Below are 16375 nucleotides of genomic sequence, written 5' to 3'. Positions count from 1 at the left end.
TAGGAAACATATTTTTGCTTATGAGTATATTGGTTGTAGGATAAAAAGTAGATTAATAGAGAAAGAGGAGGAGATTATTATAACTACAACCGTTATTTCGCATTTTTACAATGAAGAATATTTATTGCCATGGTGGCTTATGCATCATACGAAACTTTTTGATCATGGTATTTTAATTAATAAAGGTTCAACAGATCGTTCCGTTGAGATTTGTAAAAAATTCGCACCGCATTGGGAAGTGCGAGATTCTGTAAATCCAGAGTTTGATGCATATGCGACAGATCATGAAGTGATGAGGATAGAACAAGAAGTACAAGGATGGAAAATGATTTTAAATACGACTGAGTTTCTTTGCATGCAAGATAAAAATCAGTTTTGGAAATCACTAGATGAATTGGGAGGTAGGATGTATTGGCTAGAAGGGCTTATTATGGTCGATGATCCTAACTATAATTATCCGGAACTTAACTTTGGAATACCTTTAATGAAACAGCGATTTCATGGTTATTTACCAGAGGAGTGGAGACTATGGAGAAGGGGAAGATTTATTCATAATCATGAGCATGGAAGTTATACGGTTGGAAGACATTTATCTGCGCATGAATCGATGATTTATCCACCTCTTGCCTGTATATTATGGTTTGGGTTTAGTCCGTGGAATGATGCGATGAGAAAGAGAAAGTTACAAATTGGTCTGACTCTTTCTGAAGCTAGTAAGCATGGAGGAATGGGTACGCATCATATTGTTACGCCGGAAAGATTAGAAGAATGGTATAAGGAATTAGCGAGAGGAACGAAGGATTTACGTTTTAATGATGCATATCGTTATGTTTTTGTATAAATGATTTCCACCATAAAATTGTTTCTTCTATTCCTGTATTTAGATCGTATGTTGGTTTCCAGTTTACTTCAGTTTTTAAACGTTCTACATTAACCCCGACAAATAAAGGTTCATCTTTAGAGAAAGGGATTGCACCTAGTTTAATTAAATGTTCTTTTCCTATCTTTTTAGCAATGATAGAAGCTAACTCTTTAATTTGTACAGATTGACCAGAAGCGATATTGATGGTGCCTGTAACGCCGTGTTCTAATATTGTTACGAGAGCGTCAGCGACGTCACTCACATGGAGGAAATCTCTCGATTGTTTTCCATGTGTACATAGTGCTTCCTCGTTTTTTAATAAGGAAGTGATAATGTTAGAAACGAGCCGATTACCTTGTTCGTGAGGTCCATACATATGAAAAATGCGGCCCCAACACATGCTGAGGCCTGTTTGTTGTGCATACGTTTCTAGCCAGGAGTGCAGTGCGTTTTTACATAAAGAATACGGGGTTTTATAGGAAAGGAGCGGTGAATCTTCAAATAATACGCCGTTAAACCATTCGTATTCTGCGCCAGTACCTGCAACGACAACACGCTTTCCGCCGCATGTTGTAAAGTGCTGAATCAATGAAATACTAGACTTTAGCCAATAGTAATTATTAATAGATACATAGCATGCTGGTGGCACTGCTTCCCAAGCAAGGTGAATGAGATGGCTAGGCTGAACGTCGTAAATGAATTGTTTTACTTCGTCATTGCGGAGCAAGTTTACTTTATGCCAGTGGCAAGGGAGGTGAGAGGGTTTATTTTTATTATACGTGGCGTGCACTTCGTATCCCTTTTGTATAAGTGAATCTACAACATATTTACCTATCCAGCCACTACCACCTGTTACAACAACTTTCTTCATGGCTCAATCACCTCAACTTCTGGAACTGTCACTAGAAATTTACCGCCCCATTCACGAATGAAAGAGCATTCTTTTATAATTTCGTCTTTCAAATTCCAAGGAAGTATGAGAATGTAATCCGGTTTTGTACGTTTAATTTCTGCTGGAGATTTTATTGGAATACGAGTTCCTGGTAAAAGGAGATTTTGTTTGTGAGGATTTTTATCTACTGTATACGCTAAAAATTCTTTACCTATTCCGCAATAATTCAACAGGGTGTTTCCTTTAGCCGGAGCGCCGTAGCCGATGATTTGTTTGTTTAAAGCTTTTGCTTTGATAAAAAACTTTAAAATATTTATTTTCAATTGTTCCACTCGTTTAGAAAAAAGGAGATAGCAATCTAATGTATCGAGTCCGTGATTGACTTCTTTTTGGAGTAAGTTTGTAACGTTGGAATGGATAGTGGATTGGGAACTTAGATGGTTTACAAAAATACGTAATGAACCACCATGTGTTGAAAGCTCTTCTACATCAACAATTTGTAAATGATGATGAGCTAAAATTTTTTGAAGGCTTATAAGTGAGAAGTAGGAGAAGTGTTCATGGTAGATGGTATCAAATTGGTTAAAGGATATAAGGTTTAATAAGTGCGGGAATTCGATTGTTATCGTGCCATCACGTTTTAATAGTGTTTTTAAACCAGCAACAAAATCATGCAAGTTTGGAACATGTGCTAATACGTTATTTGCGACGATTAAATCAGCTTGTGGCAATTTTTTTGCTAAGTCATTACTGAAAAAATTCACATGAGTAGGAATTCCTTTTTTGATAGCAATTTCTGCTACGTTTTTCGCGGGTTCAATTCCCAATGTCTCGATATTTTCTTTTTTAAAGTATTGTAATAAGTACCCATCGTTACTTGCGATTTCAATCACTTTTGAATGTTTCGTTAAGTTGAAACGCTTAATCGCCATTTCTACATATTGTTTAGCGTGTAGTAGCCAACTTGAGGAGTAAGAGCTGAAGTATAAATAGTTATGAAAAATATTTTGCGGGGATTCAAATTCATCTAGCTGTACGAGTAAACAAGAGTGACAAACAAATGTGTGCAGCGGATAAAAAGGTTCCATTTTATATGAGCTTTCAGGAGCTACAAATGAATTAGCGAGAGGGGAAACGCCCAAATCTAAAAAAGTGTTGGTTAGTAATGAGTGGCAAAAACGGCATTTTTTCTGTTCCATTTTATAGCCCCTTTATAAATTTTTGAATGCATCGATTTGTTGTCGTGTGAAAGATTCTATATTTTCACCAGATGCATATTTTTTGTACCAATCAACAGTCCAAGCGATAGAATCATCTGTTGATAACTTAGGAGTCCAGCCGAGTTTGTTTACTGCTTTTGTACTATCGAGTGTTAAAACAGGTGATTCATAAGGAGTATTTGTAGAGGAGGAAATGATTGTTAGTGGGTTATTCCATAATTTTATTACAGATTCAATGACATCATGAACGGTTCTGTTAGGTTCATTCATTGGGCCGAAATTCCACGCTTCTGCATATTTAGCATCATTCCAAAGTTTCTCAGCTAAAAGGATATAGCCATGTAGAGGATCTAAAACATGTTGCCACGGACGGACGGCATATTTGTTTCGAATACACAAAGTATGATTGTGCAAATATGCCCGAATGATATCAGGGAATAATCGATCTTCTGCCCAATCACCACCGCCGATGACGTTACCAGCTCTGACTGAGGCGAGTTTCTGGGTATTAGTGCGGAAGAATGATTTTTGATAGGATGTTGCCACTATTTCAGCGCAAGCTTTACTAGCGCTATAAGGGTCGAAACCTCCTAGTCGGTCATTTTCCACGAACGCTCGGTCGCCACTACCGTCATTCTCATAACATTTATCGCTTGTCACATTAATAATGGCACGTACGCTTTCGACGGACTTTGCTGCTTCTAGCACGTGAACAGTACCTAAAACATTCGTTTTGAATGTATCGATAGGGTTTTTGTATGAAGCGGTTACGATTGGCTGAGCTGCTAAATGAAATATTATGTCAGGTTTATGCTGCTTCATGGCATGAAATAAAGAATGGTAATCTGTAATATTGCCTTTCATTGTCGTGCACTCTTTTGCTACGTTACCTTGTTCAAAAATGTTAGGAATGGATGGGGGATGAGAAGAAAAGCCTACTACTTCTGCACCTAAAGAACTTAAGAAAAGGGTGAGCCAGGAGCCTTTAAATCCAGTATGTCCCGTAATAAATACTTTTTTCTTATTCCAAAAAGATGATGAAGCCATATTACCAAACCTTCCACGGAGCGTTATTATTTTCCCATAGCTCGACTAATTTATTTTTATCGCGCAATGTATCCATCGGATGCCAAAAACCAGAATGTTGATATGCGGCCAATTCATTTTTATTTACTAACTGAACTAAAGAGTCTGTTTCAAAAACAGACTTATCTCCACTAATGTAATTGAAAACTTCAGGATTTAAAATGAAAAATCCACCGTTAACCCATCCGCCATCACCTAATGGTTTTTCTTGAAAAGATGTTACAGACTGTTTATCTAATATGAGAGAACCGAATCTACCAGGAGGTTGTACGGCAGTAACAGTAGCCATTTTTCCATGTTTTTTATGGAATGTAATAAGTTCTTTTATATTTACATTACTTAATCCATCACCATAAGTGAGGCAGAAAGGTTCGTCTCCGACATAATTTTGAATCTTTTTCACTCGGCCACCCATTTCGGTATTTACACCAGTATCGATTAGTGTAACTTTCCATGGTTCTACACGATGAGAATGGGTAGTAATTGTATTATCGTTTAACTGTATTGTGAAATCAGACATGTGTAAGTTGTAATTTAGAAAGAACTCTTTAATTGCATATCCTTTATAGCCTAAGCAAATAATAAACTCAGTAATCCCGTAATGACTATACAAACTCATAATGTGCCATAGAATGGGTTTTGTTCCAATTTCAATCATAGGTTTCGGTTTTAAATGTGTTTCTTCCCCAATTCTTGTACCGTACCCACCAGCAAGAATAACAGCTTTCATTTTTTCCTCCTAAAATAAAAATTTATTATTTATACAGTATTCATGTTTTATGCAAATGAGATTGTTTTTGATTAAGTGAATGAAAATGTTTGAGGTGATGACGATGCAGAAAATATTACGGTTTGAATTTTGGAAATAATTTTTGATATTCAGGGTTATGACGGAGGTCTTGTGTTAGGTTACTAAGCTCTAAAAAACGTATGTCCAGTACTTCAGGAGATTGACCGTAATGTGTTTGAAGTCCCATTTGAACACCCCTTTTTGAAAGGGTAGGTGTAATTTGTAATTTTCTTGCCTTTGATTGTTCATTCCAAGGGCTAAAATAAAATTTTAAAATAAATGAAGGATAGTCATAAATTATATATCCGTGCCGCGAATGATGTCTACCAGGTAAATATGCACCGTCTAGATGATTGTGAATAAATCTCCAAGCACATCCGAGATTTGGGTTATAAGGGAAGACACCGTGGTATCGCTGTTCTACTAAGGGGATAGAATATCTAGGCTTTGAATAATTATAATTATGATTATCTATCATTAAAATCATTCTAATCGCATACATGTTTTGGCCTAGTGTATGAAGAGATGAAAAAAATTCTTCAGTATTATTACAACAAAAGAATTCAGTAGTATTTAAAACGATTTTCCAACCTGAAACTTCTCTTTCAATTTCCATCACTTCAATATCAGTATTAGTTGGATCAAACTCAAGAAATCTTGAATTTCGTACTTCCCAGTGGGGTGCTAATAGTTTACAAATCTCTACGGAACGATCTGTAGACCCTCTATTAATTAAAATGCCGTGATCGAATATTTTCGTGTGATGCATAAGCCACCATGGAAGTAGGTATTCTTCATTATAAAAATGAGAAATGATTGTCTTTTTCATATTAATTCCCTCCTATACAAGCAATCATTATTAGTAGGATATGCTTTTAAATAAGAAAGGTTAAAAGTGGCAGACAATGTAGTGATTAGGTAGTAGTTTAGTAATTTTATTGTATAAGTGTAGATTACTCGTATTGAATCATCATAGGAGGAGATTGGAATTTTGTATAAATTGTGAATAATAAACCGTCACGTTTGACTGTACAGTTTATGTGTTGTATGATGTAAGTAATATAAACAAGGGGGGAAGATCGTTGGGAAGGTGTATCGAATCGGACAGTTGGCTCTCATGGCTCACGTGTCGAAACGAACGATTGATTATTATACGAATCTAGGTATCTTAAAAGCGGAGCGATCTCAATCTAATTATCGCTATTACGACGAAACAGCATTTGAGACATTACAATTTATTGAGAAGTGCAAAGAAATGCATATGCCGCTTTGTGAGATTAAAGAGAAAATCGAGGAGAAGAAGAAGCTGCTCGGTATCAATGAACACGTTTCGAAACAAGTGAATGAAGTGACAGACCATATTCATCAATTAGAAGTGGAGCTTACTGAGTTAAAGCCGCTTTTAGATGGATTGACTGATTCACAACGTGAAAAAATATCGAAATCTTTATCTGGTCAAACGACAGCTTTAATACAGACACTTGCTCTATTATTATAGAGTAAGTGAAATCCGACCTCTTTAATTTTTGTATCGGGCTATGTTTTCTAACAAACAAATAAGAAAACATTATAGTATACAGGAGGTGGACACCTTAGTTTTTTAACTAAGGGGATTCATTGGAAATATTTAATTTAGTCATGGTTGCGATTTTAATCGCATTTACTGGATTTTTCGTAGCAGCAGAGTTTGCGATTGTAAAGATACGTTCAAGCCGTATCGATCAGCTTGTTGCGGAAGGAAAACGCGGTGCTTTAGCAGCGAAAAAGGTAACAACAAATTTAGATGAATATTTATCTGCTTGTCAATTAGGTATTACAGTTACAGCTATGGGATTAGGTTGGTTAGGTGAACCGACAATTGAAAAGTTATTACACCCGTTATTTGAGAAATGGAACTTAAATCCTTCTATTTCATCAGTATTAACATTTGGTCTTGCTTTTATGATTATGACGTATTTACACGTTGTAGTAGGGGAATTAGCTCCGAAAACGATGGCAATTCAAAAGGCTGAAAGGGTAACGTTATTATTGGCAGGTCCATTAATGATGTTCTATAAAGTAATGTATCCATTTATTTGGGTATTGAACGGTTCAGCTCGTGTGATAACTGGTTTATTCGGTTTAAAGCCAGCTTCAGAACATGAAGTAGCTCATACAGAAGAAGAATTACGTCTTATCCTTTCAGATAGCTATGAAAGTGGCGAAATTAATCAAGCTGAATACAAGTATGTAAATAACATTTTTGAATTTGATAATCGTATTGCAAAAGAGATTATGGTACCGCGAACAGAAATCGTTGGTTTCTACCTGGAAGATTCAGTAGAAGAACACATGAAAGTAATCCAAAATGAGCGATACACACGTTATCCGATTTTTGGAGAAGATAAAGATGATATTATCGGTATGGTCAACGTAAAAGATTTCTTTATTCGATATATGACCGAGGATCAAAAAGATTTATCATCTATTCGCTCGTATATGCGTCCGATTATTGAAGTGATGGAAACGACTCCAATTCACGATTTATTACTTCAAATGCAGAAGAAGCGAATTCCGATGGCTGTTTTATATGATGAGTACGGAGGAACAGCCGGAATTGTAACGCTTGAAGATATCTTGGAGGAAATCGTCGGCGAAATTCGTGACGAATATGATGAAGATGAGGCACCGCCAATTCAACATGTGAACGAGCAACATATCATTGTTGATGGAAAAGTGCTTATTTCAGAAGTGAAAGATTTATTTGGATTACACATCGAAGAAGATGATGTGGATACAATCGGTGGATGGATTATGATGCAAAATCATGAAATCGAAGAAGGACAACATGTTGACGCGGAAGGTTATGAATTTAAAGTGTTAGAAAAAGACGCTTACCAAATTAAACGTGTTGAAATTCGTAAGATGGAACAAGAACAAGAAGAAGAGAAAGCAGCAACTGTGTAAGTTGCTGCTTTTCTTCTAAAAGTACAAAAAATGAGAACTTAGGAGCGGATATTTTGATTCAAGAAGCCTTACGTGTATATCGATTACAATTGTATGTGATCTTTAGTGGTTTACTACTTATGTGGACGATTACTCCGTTTGGAAAACAAGTGACAGGGTTCGGTATTGGATTAGCAGTAAGCGCCTATTGCCTTTGGTTATTAGCTCGCAGAGTGGAGAAACTCGGAAAAAGTATCGTAATGAAGGAAAAGGCTCCTGGATTAGGAGTTTTAAACCGATGTGCAGCTGCCATTTTAGGAGCTATCATCATGTATGAAATTGAGCATGAGATGGAAATGTGGGCATTCGGTACAGGTATTTTAGGTGGCCACTTTTTAATGATTGCAAATTTAGCGTATGCAAATATGCAGTTAGTGAAAGAAGAAGAGAAGCAAAGGGAACATGCTTCGAAAAACATAGAGCTATGATGAAAGGGACCTAATCGGGTTCCTTTTTTATTTTAGTGATTTGATACAAGTAAACAAATTAACGACAAATATAATACGCTTCTTTTTTACGTTTTTCAATAGTATGAAAAATAATAAAAAAATTTTAAAAAACCCATCGATTTCTAAAGGTTATGTATGTTATTATGACAAAAGACTTTTTGAAAGAGGTGGATACCAATGTTACAAGCGCTACTTATTTTTGTGCTACAAATTATTTACGTTCCAATTTTAACAATCCGTACGATTTTGCTTGTAAAGAATCAAACAAGATCCGCTGCTGGTGTTGGATTGTTAGAAGGAGCTATTTACATTGTCAGTTTAGGTATTGTGTTTCAAGATTTATCAAATTGGATGAACATCGTTGCCTATGTCATTGGCTTTAGTGCGGGACTGTTATTAGGCGGTTATATAGAGAATAAATTAGCAATTGGTTATATTACGTATCAAGTTAGTTTACTAGACCGTTGTAATGAATTAGTAGATGAATTACGTCACTCTGGATTTGGTGTTACAGTATTTGAAGGCGAAGGTATTAATTCTATACGTTATCGCTTAGATATCGTTGCAAAGCGTTCTAGAGAGAAAGAGCTTTTAGAAATCATTAATGAAATTGCACCGAAAGCGTTTATGTCTTCGTATGAAATTCGCTCGTTTAAAGGTGGATATTTAACGAAGGCGATGAAGAAAAGAGCGTTAATGAAAAAGAAAGATGAACATGCATCGTAAAAAAAGAGGAGTAGTGCTGCATTAAAAGTGCAGTATAAGTCCAAATGTAAAAGAGAGGAATCTATTTTGATGTAGATTTCTCTCTTTTTTTATGAAAAATATTCATCTATTAATTCAAAAAAACTAAATCGTATAATTATTTTTTTACTCATTCTCAAATTAATGATTAGCCATATAATTTGAAAAAATACCGGTATGATAAACGCAATTAATAAAACGATAAGTGATATTGATTTAATTTCAGGTGTTTGAATAACACCAGCCCTATCAACATCTCGTAGCCAAATAATAGCGGCCCATATTCCAAAAACGATAATCCAAAATATGTTACCAATCCACCAAGAAATCCATCGTTTTTTCATGTTAGCACCCCCTACATTTATCTACTGTTAAAAGTATATTTTCGTTCGTTACATTTATAATGAAACAACTTTAAAATCAGTTTTTAACTGTATATCTAACTTGTTTGAAGGTTACCATTTCTCCATCATCATTATCATCTTTCGTTTGGAAAAGTTGAACTTTTGGTTTGTAGTCTGTCCTATGAGCGTGTTCGATATCTTTAATGTTAAGCTTGTAGGATTCACCATTTTTTAGTTTTTGTTCCAATACTTTTTTATTAGCAACATAAATAAAAGTTACTTTATTTTCATCAATGCCTTTAGTTTTAATTTCTAATTCATTATCTTTTGCTGTGATCGTTGGTGTTAATAATTCCATACTGCCTTTCCCGCTTTCTAAAGAATTCTCTGCTATAGTTGAACATCCTGATAATATGATTCCAGTGAATAGAAGAACAGCTAATTTCTGTTTCATAACATCCCTCAATTCCATGTGAATTTTGATTTTGGTATTGCTAGATTACTAGTGTGGAGCGTAAATGTTTAGTTAGTACTCTTTTTATTGTACCATAATATGTAAATTAAAAAAGGCTGTATATCCAATGTAAGAGAGACTGAAAAATTTACTTATTGTTGTAAATTCGTGTGTTTTAGCTTCTAGTTCAATCGAAATGTAGACAGGATAAAGAAATTTTTTATAGAAATTTCAATTTTTACATCTTAAAATAATGATAAAGCGTAGATGAATTTATTCACTTCGGAGGTAGTTATTTGAACATTAACGAGAAGGCAATTGAAATGTTTGAACAAAATAAATATGAGGAAGCAATGGAACTGTTTCAACAAGCAGTACATTAATCTAGAGACGTACAATCTCTCAATAATCTTGCTTGGATGTACTTCTATGAGGAAGAGAATGATGATAAAGCTCTTGAATTAATAAGAGAAATTGTTAAGTTGAATCCTTCTTCATACTTTCCTTATAACATCTTAGGGGACATTTACATGAAACAAGAAAAATGGACAGAAGCGAAAGAAGTATTACAAAAATCTATTTCGATTCAACCATCGGATGAAGCATATCATAATGTAGCTGTAGCTCATTATAACCTTGGAGAGCTGGAAAAAGCTTCGGAATTTTTTTTACGAGTTGCAGGGGATTCGGACTATATCATGTATAGCTATGTAAAATGTTTAATTGATTTAGAACGAACGACAGAAGCAAAAGAGAAGTTAGATACTTTTAACAGGGAATCTGATAATTTTTTAGGGGAAATTAATGTAGCAGATTTATATGTTGAATTGAATTGCTATAAAGAAGCAATTGAATGGTTCGAAAAGGGATATAAAGAATGCTGGAAAAGTCCTAATTGGATTGGTAGATTTGTGTATGCTCTATATAAAACGAATAATTTCTCCCGTATAAATGAAGTTATACGGGAATCTATCGAAGCGAAAACAGCAGAAATAGAAGATGTTCAGAGTGAAGAAGTAGAAGAAAACTGGACAGAAAATGATAAGAAAGAGTTAATTGAGGAATATACAGAAGAGAATAATTGTTATAACACAATGGTAGAACGTATCAAATCTGGATACGTTCCAGGATTAGAGTTTGAAACTGATTATATAGGCGCTTGCTATTTATTTGGTTGTAAAAGACATAATCACCTTGAATATGAAAAATAAAAAGATTCGACTGTCACATATGATGGTCGAATCTTTTTCGTTATAGGTCGCTTGTATTACATAGGTGTATATCCTCTTTAGAGGCCACTTTTTTTATATTCAAAATATGTAGTGAAATAAAACCAATAAGTCCTATTCCGCCAAAAATAAGCCATGGTGTATACATTCCGCTTAAGTTGGATGTAAAAGATGTACCGGTATAATTACCAATGATAAAACCAAATGCGAGTGATAGTTGATAAAATCCGAAGAAAGTGGCTGTATATGATTCATTACTGTAATTTGCAATAGCGATATCAGCGTTAGGTAATACGAGTGTTTCACCGATTGTAAATAAAATTACACAAATAAAGAGCCAATATGGGTGTTGAAATAAAGGAATGAGTAAAAAGGAAATACTCATTAATAAAACACCGTATTTAATAATCGAAAGTGTGTTGTATTTGTGGAATAATTTTCGGAATAATACCATAAATATGACGCCTGTTATCGCATTTATCGTAATAACGAGTGTAGCAAGTTGATTGCTATTACTAATGTTTTTCATATGAAGTGGAAGTGCGACAGTAAGCTGAGTAAACATAATATAGAAGAAAATCATGATAAAGGAAAACAGAAGGAAAGATTTGTTTTGTAAGATGACCTGTATTCCTAATGTAATAGACGTGTTTTCAGTAGTGACTTGGAAGTGATTTTTAAGTAAGTAAAAAATAAAAGCAAATAACAGCATAAGAGATCCTGTTAGAGAGAAAGCGTAGAGTGGATCGAGTAAGAGTAAGAATCCTCCTGCAATTGGTCCGATTATTGCACCGCAATTAAAGCTAAGGTTTAAATATGTAAATAAATTTTTTCTCAAATGAGCTGGCTGTGAGCCAAATATAGCGCGAGCGGCAGGTTCGTAAAATGCAGTTCCGAAGCCAATAAGTGCAGAAGAAATAGAAATTGTATAGAAATCAGAGCATATTCCTAAAGCGATAAATCCGACTCCTCTTAAAAATAATCCGGCTATCATCATAATGATATAGCCTATTTTGTCAGCAATTAACCCTGAGAATAATGGGATAACTCGTGATGTAATTGTCATAATCGTCAACACTGTTCCTACTTGGACAGCAGAAAAATGAAGAAAGGTTAATAGATAAATAGCTAAAAATGCGTATACTGCAAAATACCCAAAAGACATAAAAAATGAAGAAATAAGCATGAAACGTATCGGTGTTGAGAAACCTTTCATAGAAATCCTCCTAATTATGTAACCAGTAAAATTATTTGATGGTTAACTATTTTATACTATAATTATACATAAAGTCAGAAAAAAGTAAATTTTAAGAAGAAGGTGGATCGAATTGAATCAAAACGCTCCAAATGAACTAGAATATATTCGGGAATTTTTAAATACATGGAGAATACCAAACGATACGAGAGAGCCAATTGATTTGCTGCAAACAAAAGAAGATATAAAGCTCTTTATGAAAGAATATTTTGATGAAGAGTTTCCATTTCATACGATAGAGGAATTAAGAGGTTTTCGAGAAGATATTCGGATGACAATTGAAGGCGGAGAATCATTGCAAAAGTGGTTAGAGAAATACCCATTTCATGTACATATAAAGGATGATATGAAAGGTATTACATATGAACCAGTATATGAAGAGAATGTGTATACAAAAGTGTTAAGCATTGTGTTAATGTCAATTCAAGAAAATGTGTGGGGAAGGTTAAAAGCATGTCCAGATTGCCGCTGGGTATTTTATGATCATTCGCGTAATGGAAGTAAAAGATGGTGCGGTATGTATGCTGGAGAAGAAGGAGGAAGAGCGTGCGGTACAATTGCAAAAGTGAAAAATTACCGAGCGAAGAGAAAAGGAAGAACGGGTTATGATGTGTAATTAATAGTGGGGAAGAAAATGGATGGGGGAATGTAGCATATGAAAGGTACACAAATGTTAGCTTTAAATAAAAAGTGTTGGGATACAGTTGCACCTTATTTCTTTCAAGTGGATTGTTTACCGAAATATGGTCCTTATACGGCGTCTGAAGATGAGATTCATTTGTTCGATTCAATTAAAGATAAAAAGGTACTTGATATTGGATGTGGAAGTGGGCATTCGCTGAAATATATGGGGGAACATGGAGCAGAGGAAGTATGGGGCCTGGATCTTTCAAGTGAACAAATTAAAATAGCGAATGAAACGTTAAAGAGTTGGAATCCAAAGTTAATATGTGGAGCAATGGAAGAAGAAGGGGATATACCGAAAGATTATTTTGATATTGTATACTCCATTTATGCATTAGGCTGGACTTCGGATTTAAGAAAAACGTTGGAATTGATTTATTCGTATGTAAAGCCAGGAGGAAGTTTTATTTTTAGCTGGGAGCATCCCATATATTCAAACTTACAGTATGGTACAGAAGAAGTTGCTATAAAGTCTTCTTATCATGAGGAAACGCCCATTACGTTTGAAACATTTAAAGGAGAAAATGTACAAGCGACATTATATAAGAGAAAAATAAGTACATACATAAATGAGTTAAATAGAGCGGGATTTAAAATTGAGAGAATAGAAGAGCCTGAACCATCAAGCTCGTTTGATGGAGAACTAGCTGAGCCGTCTACGAAGTATTATTCTTTATATAAAGCTAGAATGGTGCCGACTACTTTTATTATTAAAGCTAGAAAGTAAAGTGTTTTTATAAAAGAAGCCTATGATTTCAAATAGATGAAATGATAGGCTTCTTTATTTTAAAAAAATGAGGTCAAAGGTGTACTTTTCTTATAAAAATGCATTTCATATAAAAGGTGTAATTATTTTGGGGAAGGGGGATTGTTGTGCGTCATCATAGAAAGTGCAAAAAATTTGGAGTGGCACTGCCTCTTCCGCTTATAGGAGCAACGGGTCCGACAGGTAATAGTGGTCCAATCGGTCCAACTGGAGGGCATGAAGGTCCTGTTGGTCCTACAGGGGTGACTGGACCGACGGGAGCAACTGGGCCCCAAGGTCCTCAAGGTATCAGGGGAATACAAGGTCCCCAAGGGACAACAGGAGCACAAGGAATACAAGGGGCTATTGGTGATACAGGAGAGCAAGGTATAACTGGCCCGACTGGTCTCCAAGGTGCTCAAGGATTAATCGGTAACCAAGGTCTAATTGGTGATATTGGAGTACAAGGATTAGAAGGAATACAAGGAGCTACGGGTCCTGCTGGTAGTCAAGGTATACAAGGCATACAAGGAATACAAGGGGAAATAGGTGAGCGAGGACAAACAGGGGCACAAGGAATGCAGGGAGAGAGGGGCATAACTGGAGTCTCGGGTATAACTGGTCCACAAGGCCCTCAAGGTGTTCAAGGAATACAAGGAGAGCAAGGGGCTATTGGTATACAAGGGGAAGACGGCTTCCAAGGAATACAAGGAATTACTGGAGAAGAAGGCCCACAAGGAGCTCAAGGAATACAAGGTGAAGTGGGTCCAACTGGTTCTACTGGAATGCAAGGTGCCCAAGGTATAAGTGGAATAAAGGGGATAACAGGTGTAATAGGTTTACAAGGACCACAAGGTGTGCAAGGAATACAAGGTATAACGGGAGCAACAGGTTTTCAAGGGATAAAGGGAATAAGAGGTATAACAGGAGCGACGGGTAGTATTGGCACTCAAGGCTCAGAAGGACCACCGGGCGGTCCGACGGGAGTGACCGGTCCAATTGGCCCTTCTAGTGGGGTGACTGGACCAGCTGGCCCACCCGGTCCACCAGGAGGTCCAACAGGTCCAACGGGTGCGACCGGTTCAACAGGTGTAAGCGGAGGGATAGGACCAATTGGAGCGCAAGGAGTGCAAGGTATAACAGGTCCAACAGGTTCTCAAGGTGTAAGGGGAGCGCAAGGTTCCCAAGGTGTAGTTGGAGCAGTTGGAGTACAAGGAGCACAAGGTCCTCAAGGTAACCAAGGTATAGCAGGTCCAACTGGTGCAGAAGGTTCTCAAGGAATACAAGGTCCGCTGGGAGTAACTGGTCCAACTGGTGCAGAAGGTCCTAAAGGTATTCAAGGTATACAAGGTGTGATAGGTCCAACAGGTGCACAAGGAATGGTGGGAATACAAGGGATAGCTGGTCCAGTTGGTGTTACAGGAGCGGAAGGAGCTCAAGGAACACAAGGAATCCGAGGAGCAACTGGTCCTGCTGGAGCACAAGGTATACAAGGAGTTCAAGGAATTCAAGGGGAAACAGGAGCAGCTGGAACACAAGGTCCTCAAGGTGTTCAAGGGATACAAGGGACTACCGGATTGACAGGTACACAAGGTGCCCAAGGTCCTCAAGGAGTGCAAGGAATAATAGGACCGACTGGAGCTATTGGTTTGCAAGGTCCTCAAGGATTACAAGGAATAACGGGTCCAACAGGAGCGCAAGGAGTGCAAGGAATACAAGGAGTGCAAGGAATTATCGGCCCAACAGGTGCACAAGGAATTAGAGGTCCCCAAGGAAATACAGGGGAAGTCGGTATAACAGGCTCACAAGGAGTCCAAGGAGCGCAAGGTAGTCAAGGCCCACAAGGCCCACAAGGAAATGTTGGAATTACAGGAGCAACGGGCGAAACTGGAGCCACAGGAGCAACTGGGGCAACTGGACTACAAGGTGTGCAAGGTGTTCAAGGGATTACGGGAATACAAGGAATAACGGGAACGACAGGCAATACAGGTGCAACGGGTCCGCAAGGAATACAAGGTATACAAGGGATTCAAGGGTTGCAAGGCCCAATTGGAGCAAGTGGGGTGACAGGTGCTAGTGGTAGTATAGGCCCAGTTGGAGCACAAGGTAGTCAGGGCCCAAGTGGCGTGGTGGGACCGACAGGAGCAACTGGTAGTGCAGGTTCAATAGGTTTCTTGGGAATAGCGGGAGCGACAGGAGCGACTGGCTTACCTAGCGGGGGAGGTTATTTCTTTTCTACTTCAACGAGTATAATTGCAGCGAATGCGTTAATACCAATTAATTCTGGATCTACAGTTTTTGGTTCTGATGTCAGTTTAACAAATGCAACAACTGTAACGTTAAGTACGCCGGGAATTTATTTAGTAAGCTATTATTTTCAAGGCGATCCAACTGCCGGAAATGAAACAATTTCAGTGAGGCTTACTTTAAATGGAATACAAGTCGCAGGAAGTTTTATTTTTTATGTTACAGGAGGTACTTTTATATTAGAACCAGCAGTTTCGAATACGATGGTCATTGAAGTTACTTCTTCAAATGCAACTTTGTCTTTACAAAATGGTCCGTTAGCTATCGGGCATGTAACGACATTATCTGGTGTGATAACAGCTAGTTTAAATGTATTAAAAATAGTTTGA

General features: G+C 36.9%; 16 protein-coding genes and 1 pseudogene. 9 read left to right on the top strand and 8 right to left on the bottom strand.

The window, feature by feature from the left end; all coding sequences use genetic code 11:
• Window positions 1–40: 40 nt before the first annotated feature.
• Window positions 41–841, top strand: a complete 801-nt coding sequence (locus tag N2V80_RS16570; protein ID WP_080451002.1) for a glycosyltransferase family 2 protein — start codon at window positions 41–43, stop codon at window positions 839–841.
• Here the strand turns inward: N2V80_RS16570 and N2V80_RS16565 are convergent.
• The 5 genes from N2V80_RS16565 to N2V80_RS16545 form a co-directional block, all read right to left on the bottom strand.
• Window positions 810–1733, bottom strand: coding sequence for an NAD-dependent epimerase/dehydratase family protein (locus tag N2V80_RS16565; protein WP_061655949.1), 924 nt, complete (start codon window positions 1731–1733; stop codon window positions 810–812). The genes N2V80_RS16570 and N2V80_RS16565 overlap by 32 nt on opposite strands.
• Window positions 1730–2953 carry a class I SAM-dependent methyltransferase gene (locus tag N2V80_RS16560; RefSeq protein WP_000435771.1) on the bottom strand — a complete coding sequence of 408 codons (1224 nt, stop codon included), beginning with the start codon at window positions 2951–2953 and terminating at the stop codon, window positions 1730–1732. The genes N2V80_RS16565 and N2V80_RS16560 overlap by 4 nt, the downstream gene beginning before the upstream one ends.
• 12 nt (window positions 2954–2965) lie before the next feature.
• Window positions 2966–4021 carry a CDP-glucose 4,6-dehydratase gene (rfbG, locus tag N2V80_RS16555; protein WP_061655948.1) on the bottom strand — a complete coding sequence of 352 codons (1056 nt, stop codon included), beginning with the start codon at window positions 4019–4021 and terminating at the stop codon, window positions 2966–2968.
• A 1-nt stretch (window position 4022) separates the two neighbouring features.
• The gene (gene rfbF / locus N2V80_RS16550) at window positions 4023–4790 is read right to left on the bottom strand and encodes a glucose-1-phosphate cytidylyltransferase (RefSeq protein WP_061655947.1); all 768 of its coding nucleotides are present in this window, start codon (window positions 4788–4790) and stop codon (window positions 4023–4025) included.
• A gap of 115 nt (window positions 4791–4905) precedes the next feature.
• Complete coding sequence (locus N2V80_RS16545) at window positions 4906–5679, bottom strand: glycosyltransferase family 2 protein (RefSeq protein WP_000750974.1); 774 nt, start codon at window positions 5677–5679, stop codon at window positions 4906–4908.
• A gap of 261 nt (window positions 5680–5940) precedes the next feature.
• Here N2V80_RS16545 and N2V80_RS16540 point away from each other — a divergent pair, with 261 nt between their 5' ends.
• The 4 genes from N2V80_RS16540 (at window position 5941) to N2V80_RS16525 (ending at window position 9010) form a co-directional block, all read left to right on the top strand.
• The gene (locus tag N2V80_RS16540) at window positions 5941–6348 is read left to right on the top strand and encodes a MerR family transcriptional regulator (RefSeq protein WP_000285635.1); all 408 of its coding nucleotides are present in this window, start codon (window positions 5941–5943) and stop codon (window positions 6346–6348) included.
• A 119-nt stretch (window positions 6349–6467) separates the two neighbouring features.
• Entirely contained in the window at window positions 6468–7796 is a 1329-nt protein-coding gene (locus tag N2V80_RS16535; RefSeq protein WP_000402256.1) for a hemolysin family protein, read from the top strand.
• A 53-nt stretch (window positions 7797–7849) separates the two neighbouring features.
• Window positions 7850–8263, top strand: a complete 414-nt coding sequence (locus N2V80_RS16530; protein WP_061655946.1) for an ATP synthase subunit I — start codon at window positions 7850–7852, stop codon at window positions 8261–8263.
• A gap of 198 nt (window positions 8264–8461) precedes the next feature.
• On the top strand, window positions 8462–9010 hold the full coding sequence (locus N2V80_RS16525) for a DUF2179 domain-containing protein (RefSeq protein WP_000938438.1): 549 nt from the start codon (window positions 8462–8464) through the stop codon (window positions 9008–9010).
• 89 nt (window positions 9011–9099) lie between these two features.
• Here N2V80_RS16525 and N2V80_RS16520 read toward each other — a convergent pair whose 3' ends face one another.
• Both N2V80_RS16520 and N2V80_RS16515 read right to left on the bottom strand, forming a co-directional pair.
• Entirely contained in the window at window positions 9100–9372 is a 273-nt protein-coding gene (locus tag N2V80_RS16520) for a DUF3923 family protein (RefSeq protein WP_340980190.1), read from the bottom strand.
• 76 nt (window positions 9373–9448) lie between these two features.
• Entirely contained in the window at window positions 9449–9844 is a 396-nt protein-coding gene (locus N2V80_RS16515) for a hypothetical protein (protein WP_002024430.1), read from the bottom strand.
• Window positions 9845–10122: 278 nt separating this feature from the next.
• Here N2V80_RS16515 and N2V80_RS16510 point away from each other — a divergent pair.
• Window positions 10123–11037, top strand: a pseudogene (locus tag N2V80_RS16510) (tetratricopeptide repeat protein).
• A gap of 40 nt (window positions 11038–11077) precedes the next feature.
• Here N2V80_RS16510 and N2V80_RS16505 read toward each other — a convergent pair.
• Window positions 11078–12271 carry an MDR family MFS transporter gene (locus tag N2V80_RS16505; protein ID WP_000675759.1) on the bottom strand — a complete coding sequence of 398 codons (1194 nt, stop codon included), beginning with the start codon at window positions 12269–12271 and terminating at the stop codon, window positions 11078–11080.
• 112 nt (window positions 12272–12383) lie between these two features.
• Between N2V80_RS16505 and N2V80_RS16500 the strand changes: the two genes are divergently transcribed.
• The 3 genes from N2V80_RS16500 (at window position 12384) to N2V80_RS16490 (ending at window position 16375) form a co-directional block, all read left to right on the top strand.
• Window positions 12384–12926, top strand: coding sequence for a CGNR zinc finger domain-containing protein (locus tag N2V80_RS16500; protein WP_048568364.1), 543 nt, complete (start codon window positions 12384–12386; stop codon window positions 12924–12926).
• 39 nt (window positions 12927–12965) lie between these two features.
• Window positions 12966–13721, top strand: coding sequence for a class I SAM-dependent methyltransferase (locus N2V80_RS16495; RefSeq protein ID WP_000679180.1), 756 nt, complete (start codon window positions 12966–12968; stop codon window positions 13719–13721).
• 146 nt (window positions 13722–13867) lie between these two features.
• Window positions 13868–16375, top strand: coding sequence for a collagen-like protein (locus N2V80_RS16490; RefSeq protein ID WP_061654943.1), 2508 nt, complete (start codon window positions 13868–13870; stop codon window positions 16373–16375).

The organism is Bacillus sp. FSL W8-0640 (assembly GCF_038007725.1).
Taxonomy (GTDB): Bacteria; Bacillota; Bacilli; order Bacillales; family Bacillaceae_G; genus Bacillus_A; species Bacillus_A cereus.
Note: the sequence above shows the minus strand (reverse complement) of the source record. Positions and strands in the feature narration are given on the sequence as shown.

Coding starts and splice junctions, on each gene's coding strand:
- N2V80_RS16520 (WP_340980190.1), bottom strand. CDS start 9,372: ATGAAAAAACGATGGATTTCTTGGTGGATTGGTAACATATTTTGGATT.
- N2V80_RS16545 (WP_000750974.1), bottom strand. CDS start 5,679: ATGAAAAAGACAATCATTTCTCATTTTTATAATGAAGAATACCTACTT.
- rfbF (WP_061655947.1), bottom strand. CDS start 4,790: ATGAAAGCTGTTATTCTTGCTGGTGGGTACGGTACAAGAATTGGGGAA.
- N2V80_RS16505 (WP_000675759.1), bottom strand. CDS start 12,271: ATGAAAGGTTTCTCAACACCGATACGTTTCATGCTTATTTCTTCATTT.
- N2V80_RS16515 (WP_002024430.1), bottom strand. CDS start 9,844: ATGGAATTGAGGGATGTTATGAAACAGAAATTAGCTGTTCTTCTATTC.
- N2V80_RS16560 (WP_000435771.1), bottom strand. CDS start 2,953: ATGGAACAGAAAAAATGCCGTTTTTGCCACTCATTACTAACCAACACT.
- rfbG (WP_061655948.1), bottom strand. CDS start 4,021: ATGGCTTCATCATCTTTTTGGAATAAGAAAAAAGTATTTATTACGGGA.
- N2V80_RS16565 (WP_061655949.1), bottom strand. CDS start 1,733: ATGAAGAAAGTTGTTGTAACAGGTGGTAGTGGCTGGATAGGTAAATAT.
- N2V80_RS16525 (WP_000938438.1), top strand. CDS start 8,462: ATGTTACAAGCGCTACTTATTTTTGTGCTACAAATTATTTACGTTCCA.
- N2V80_RS16495 (WP_000679180.1), top strand. CDS start 12,966: ATGAAAGGTACACAAATGTTAGCTTTAAATAAAAAGTGTTGGGATACA.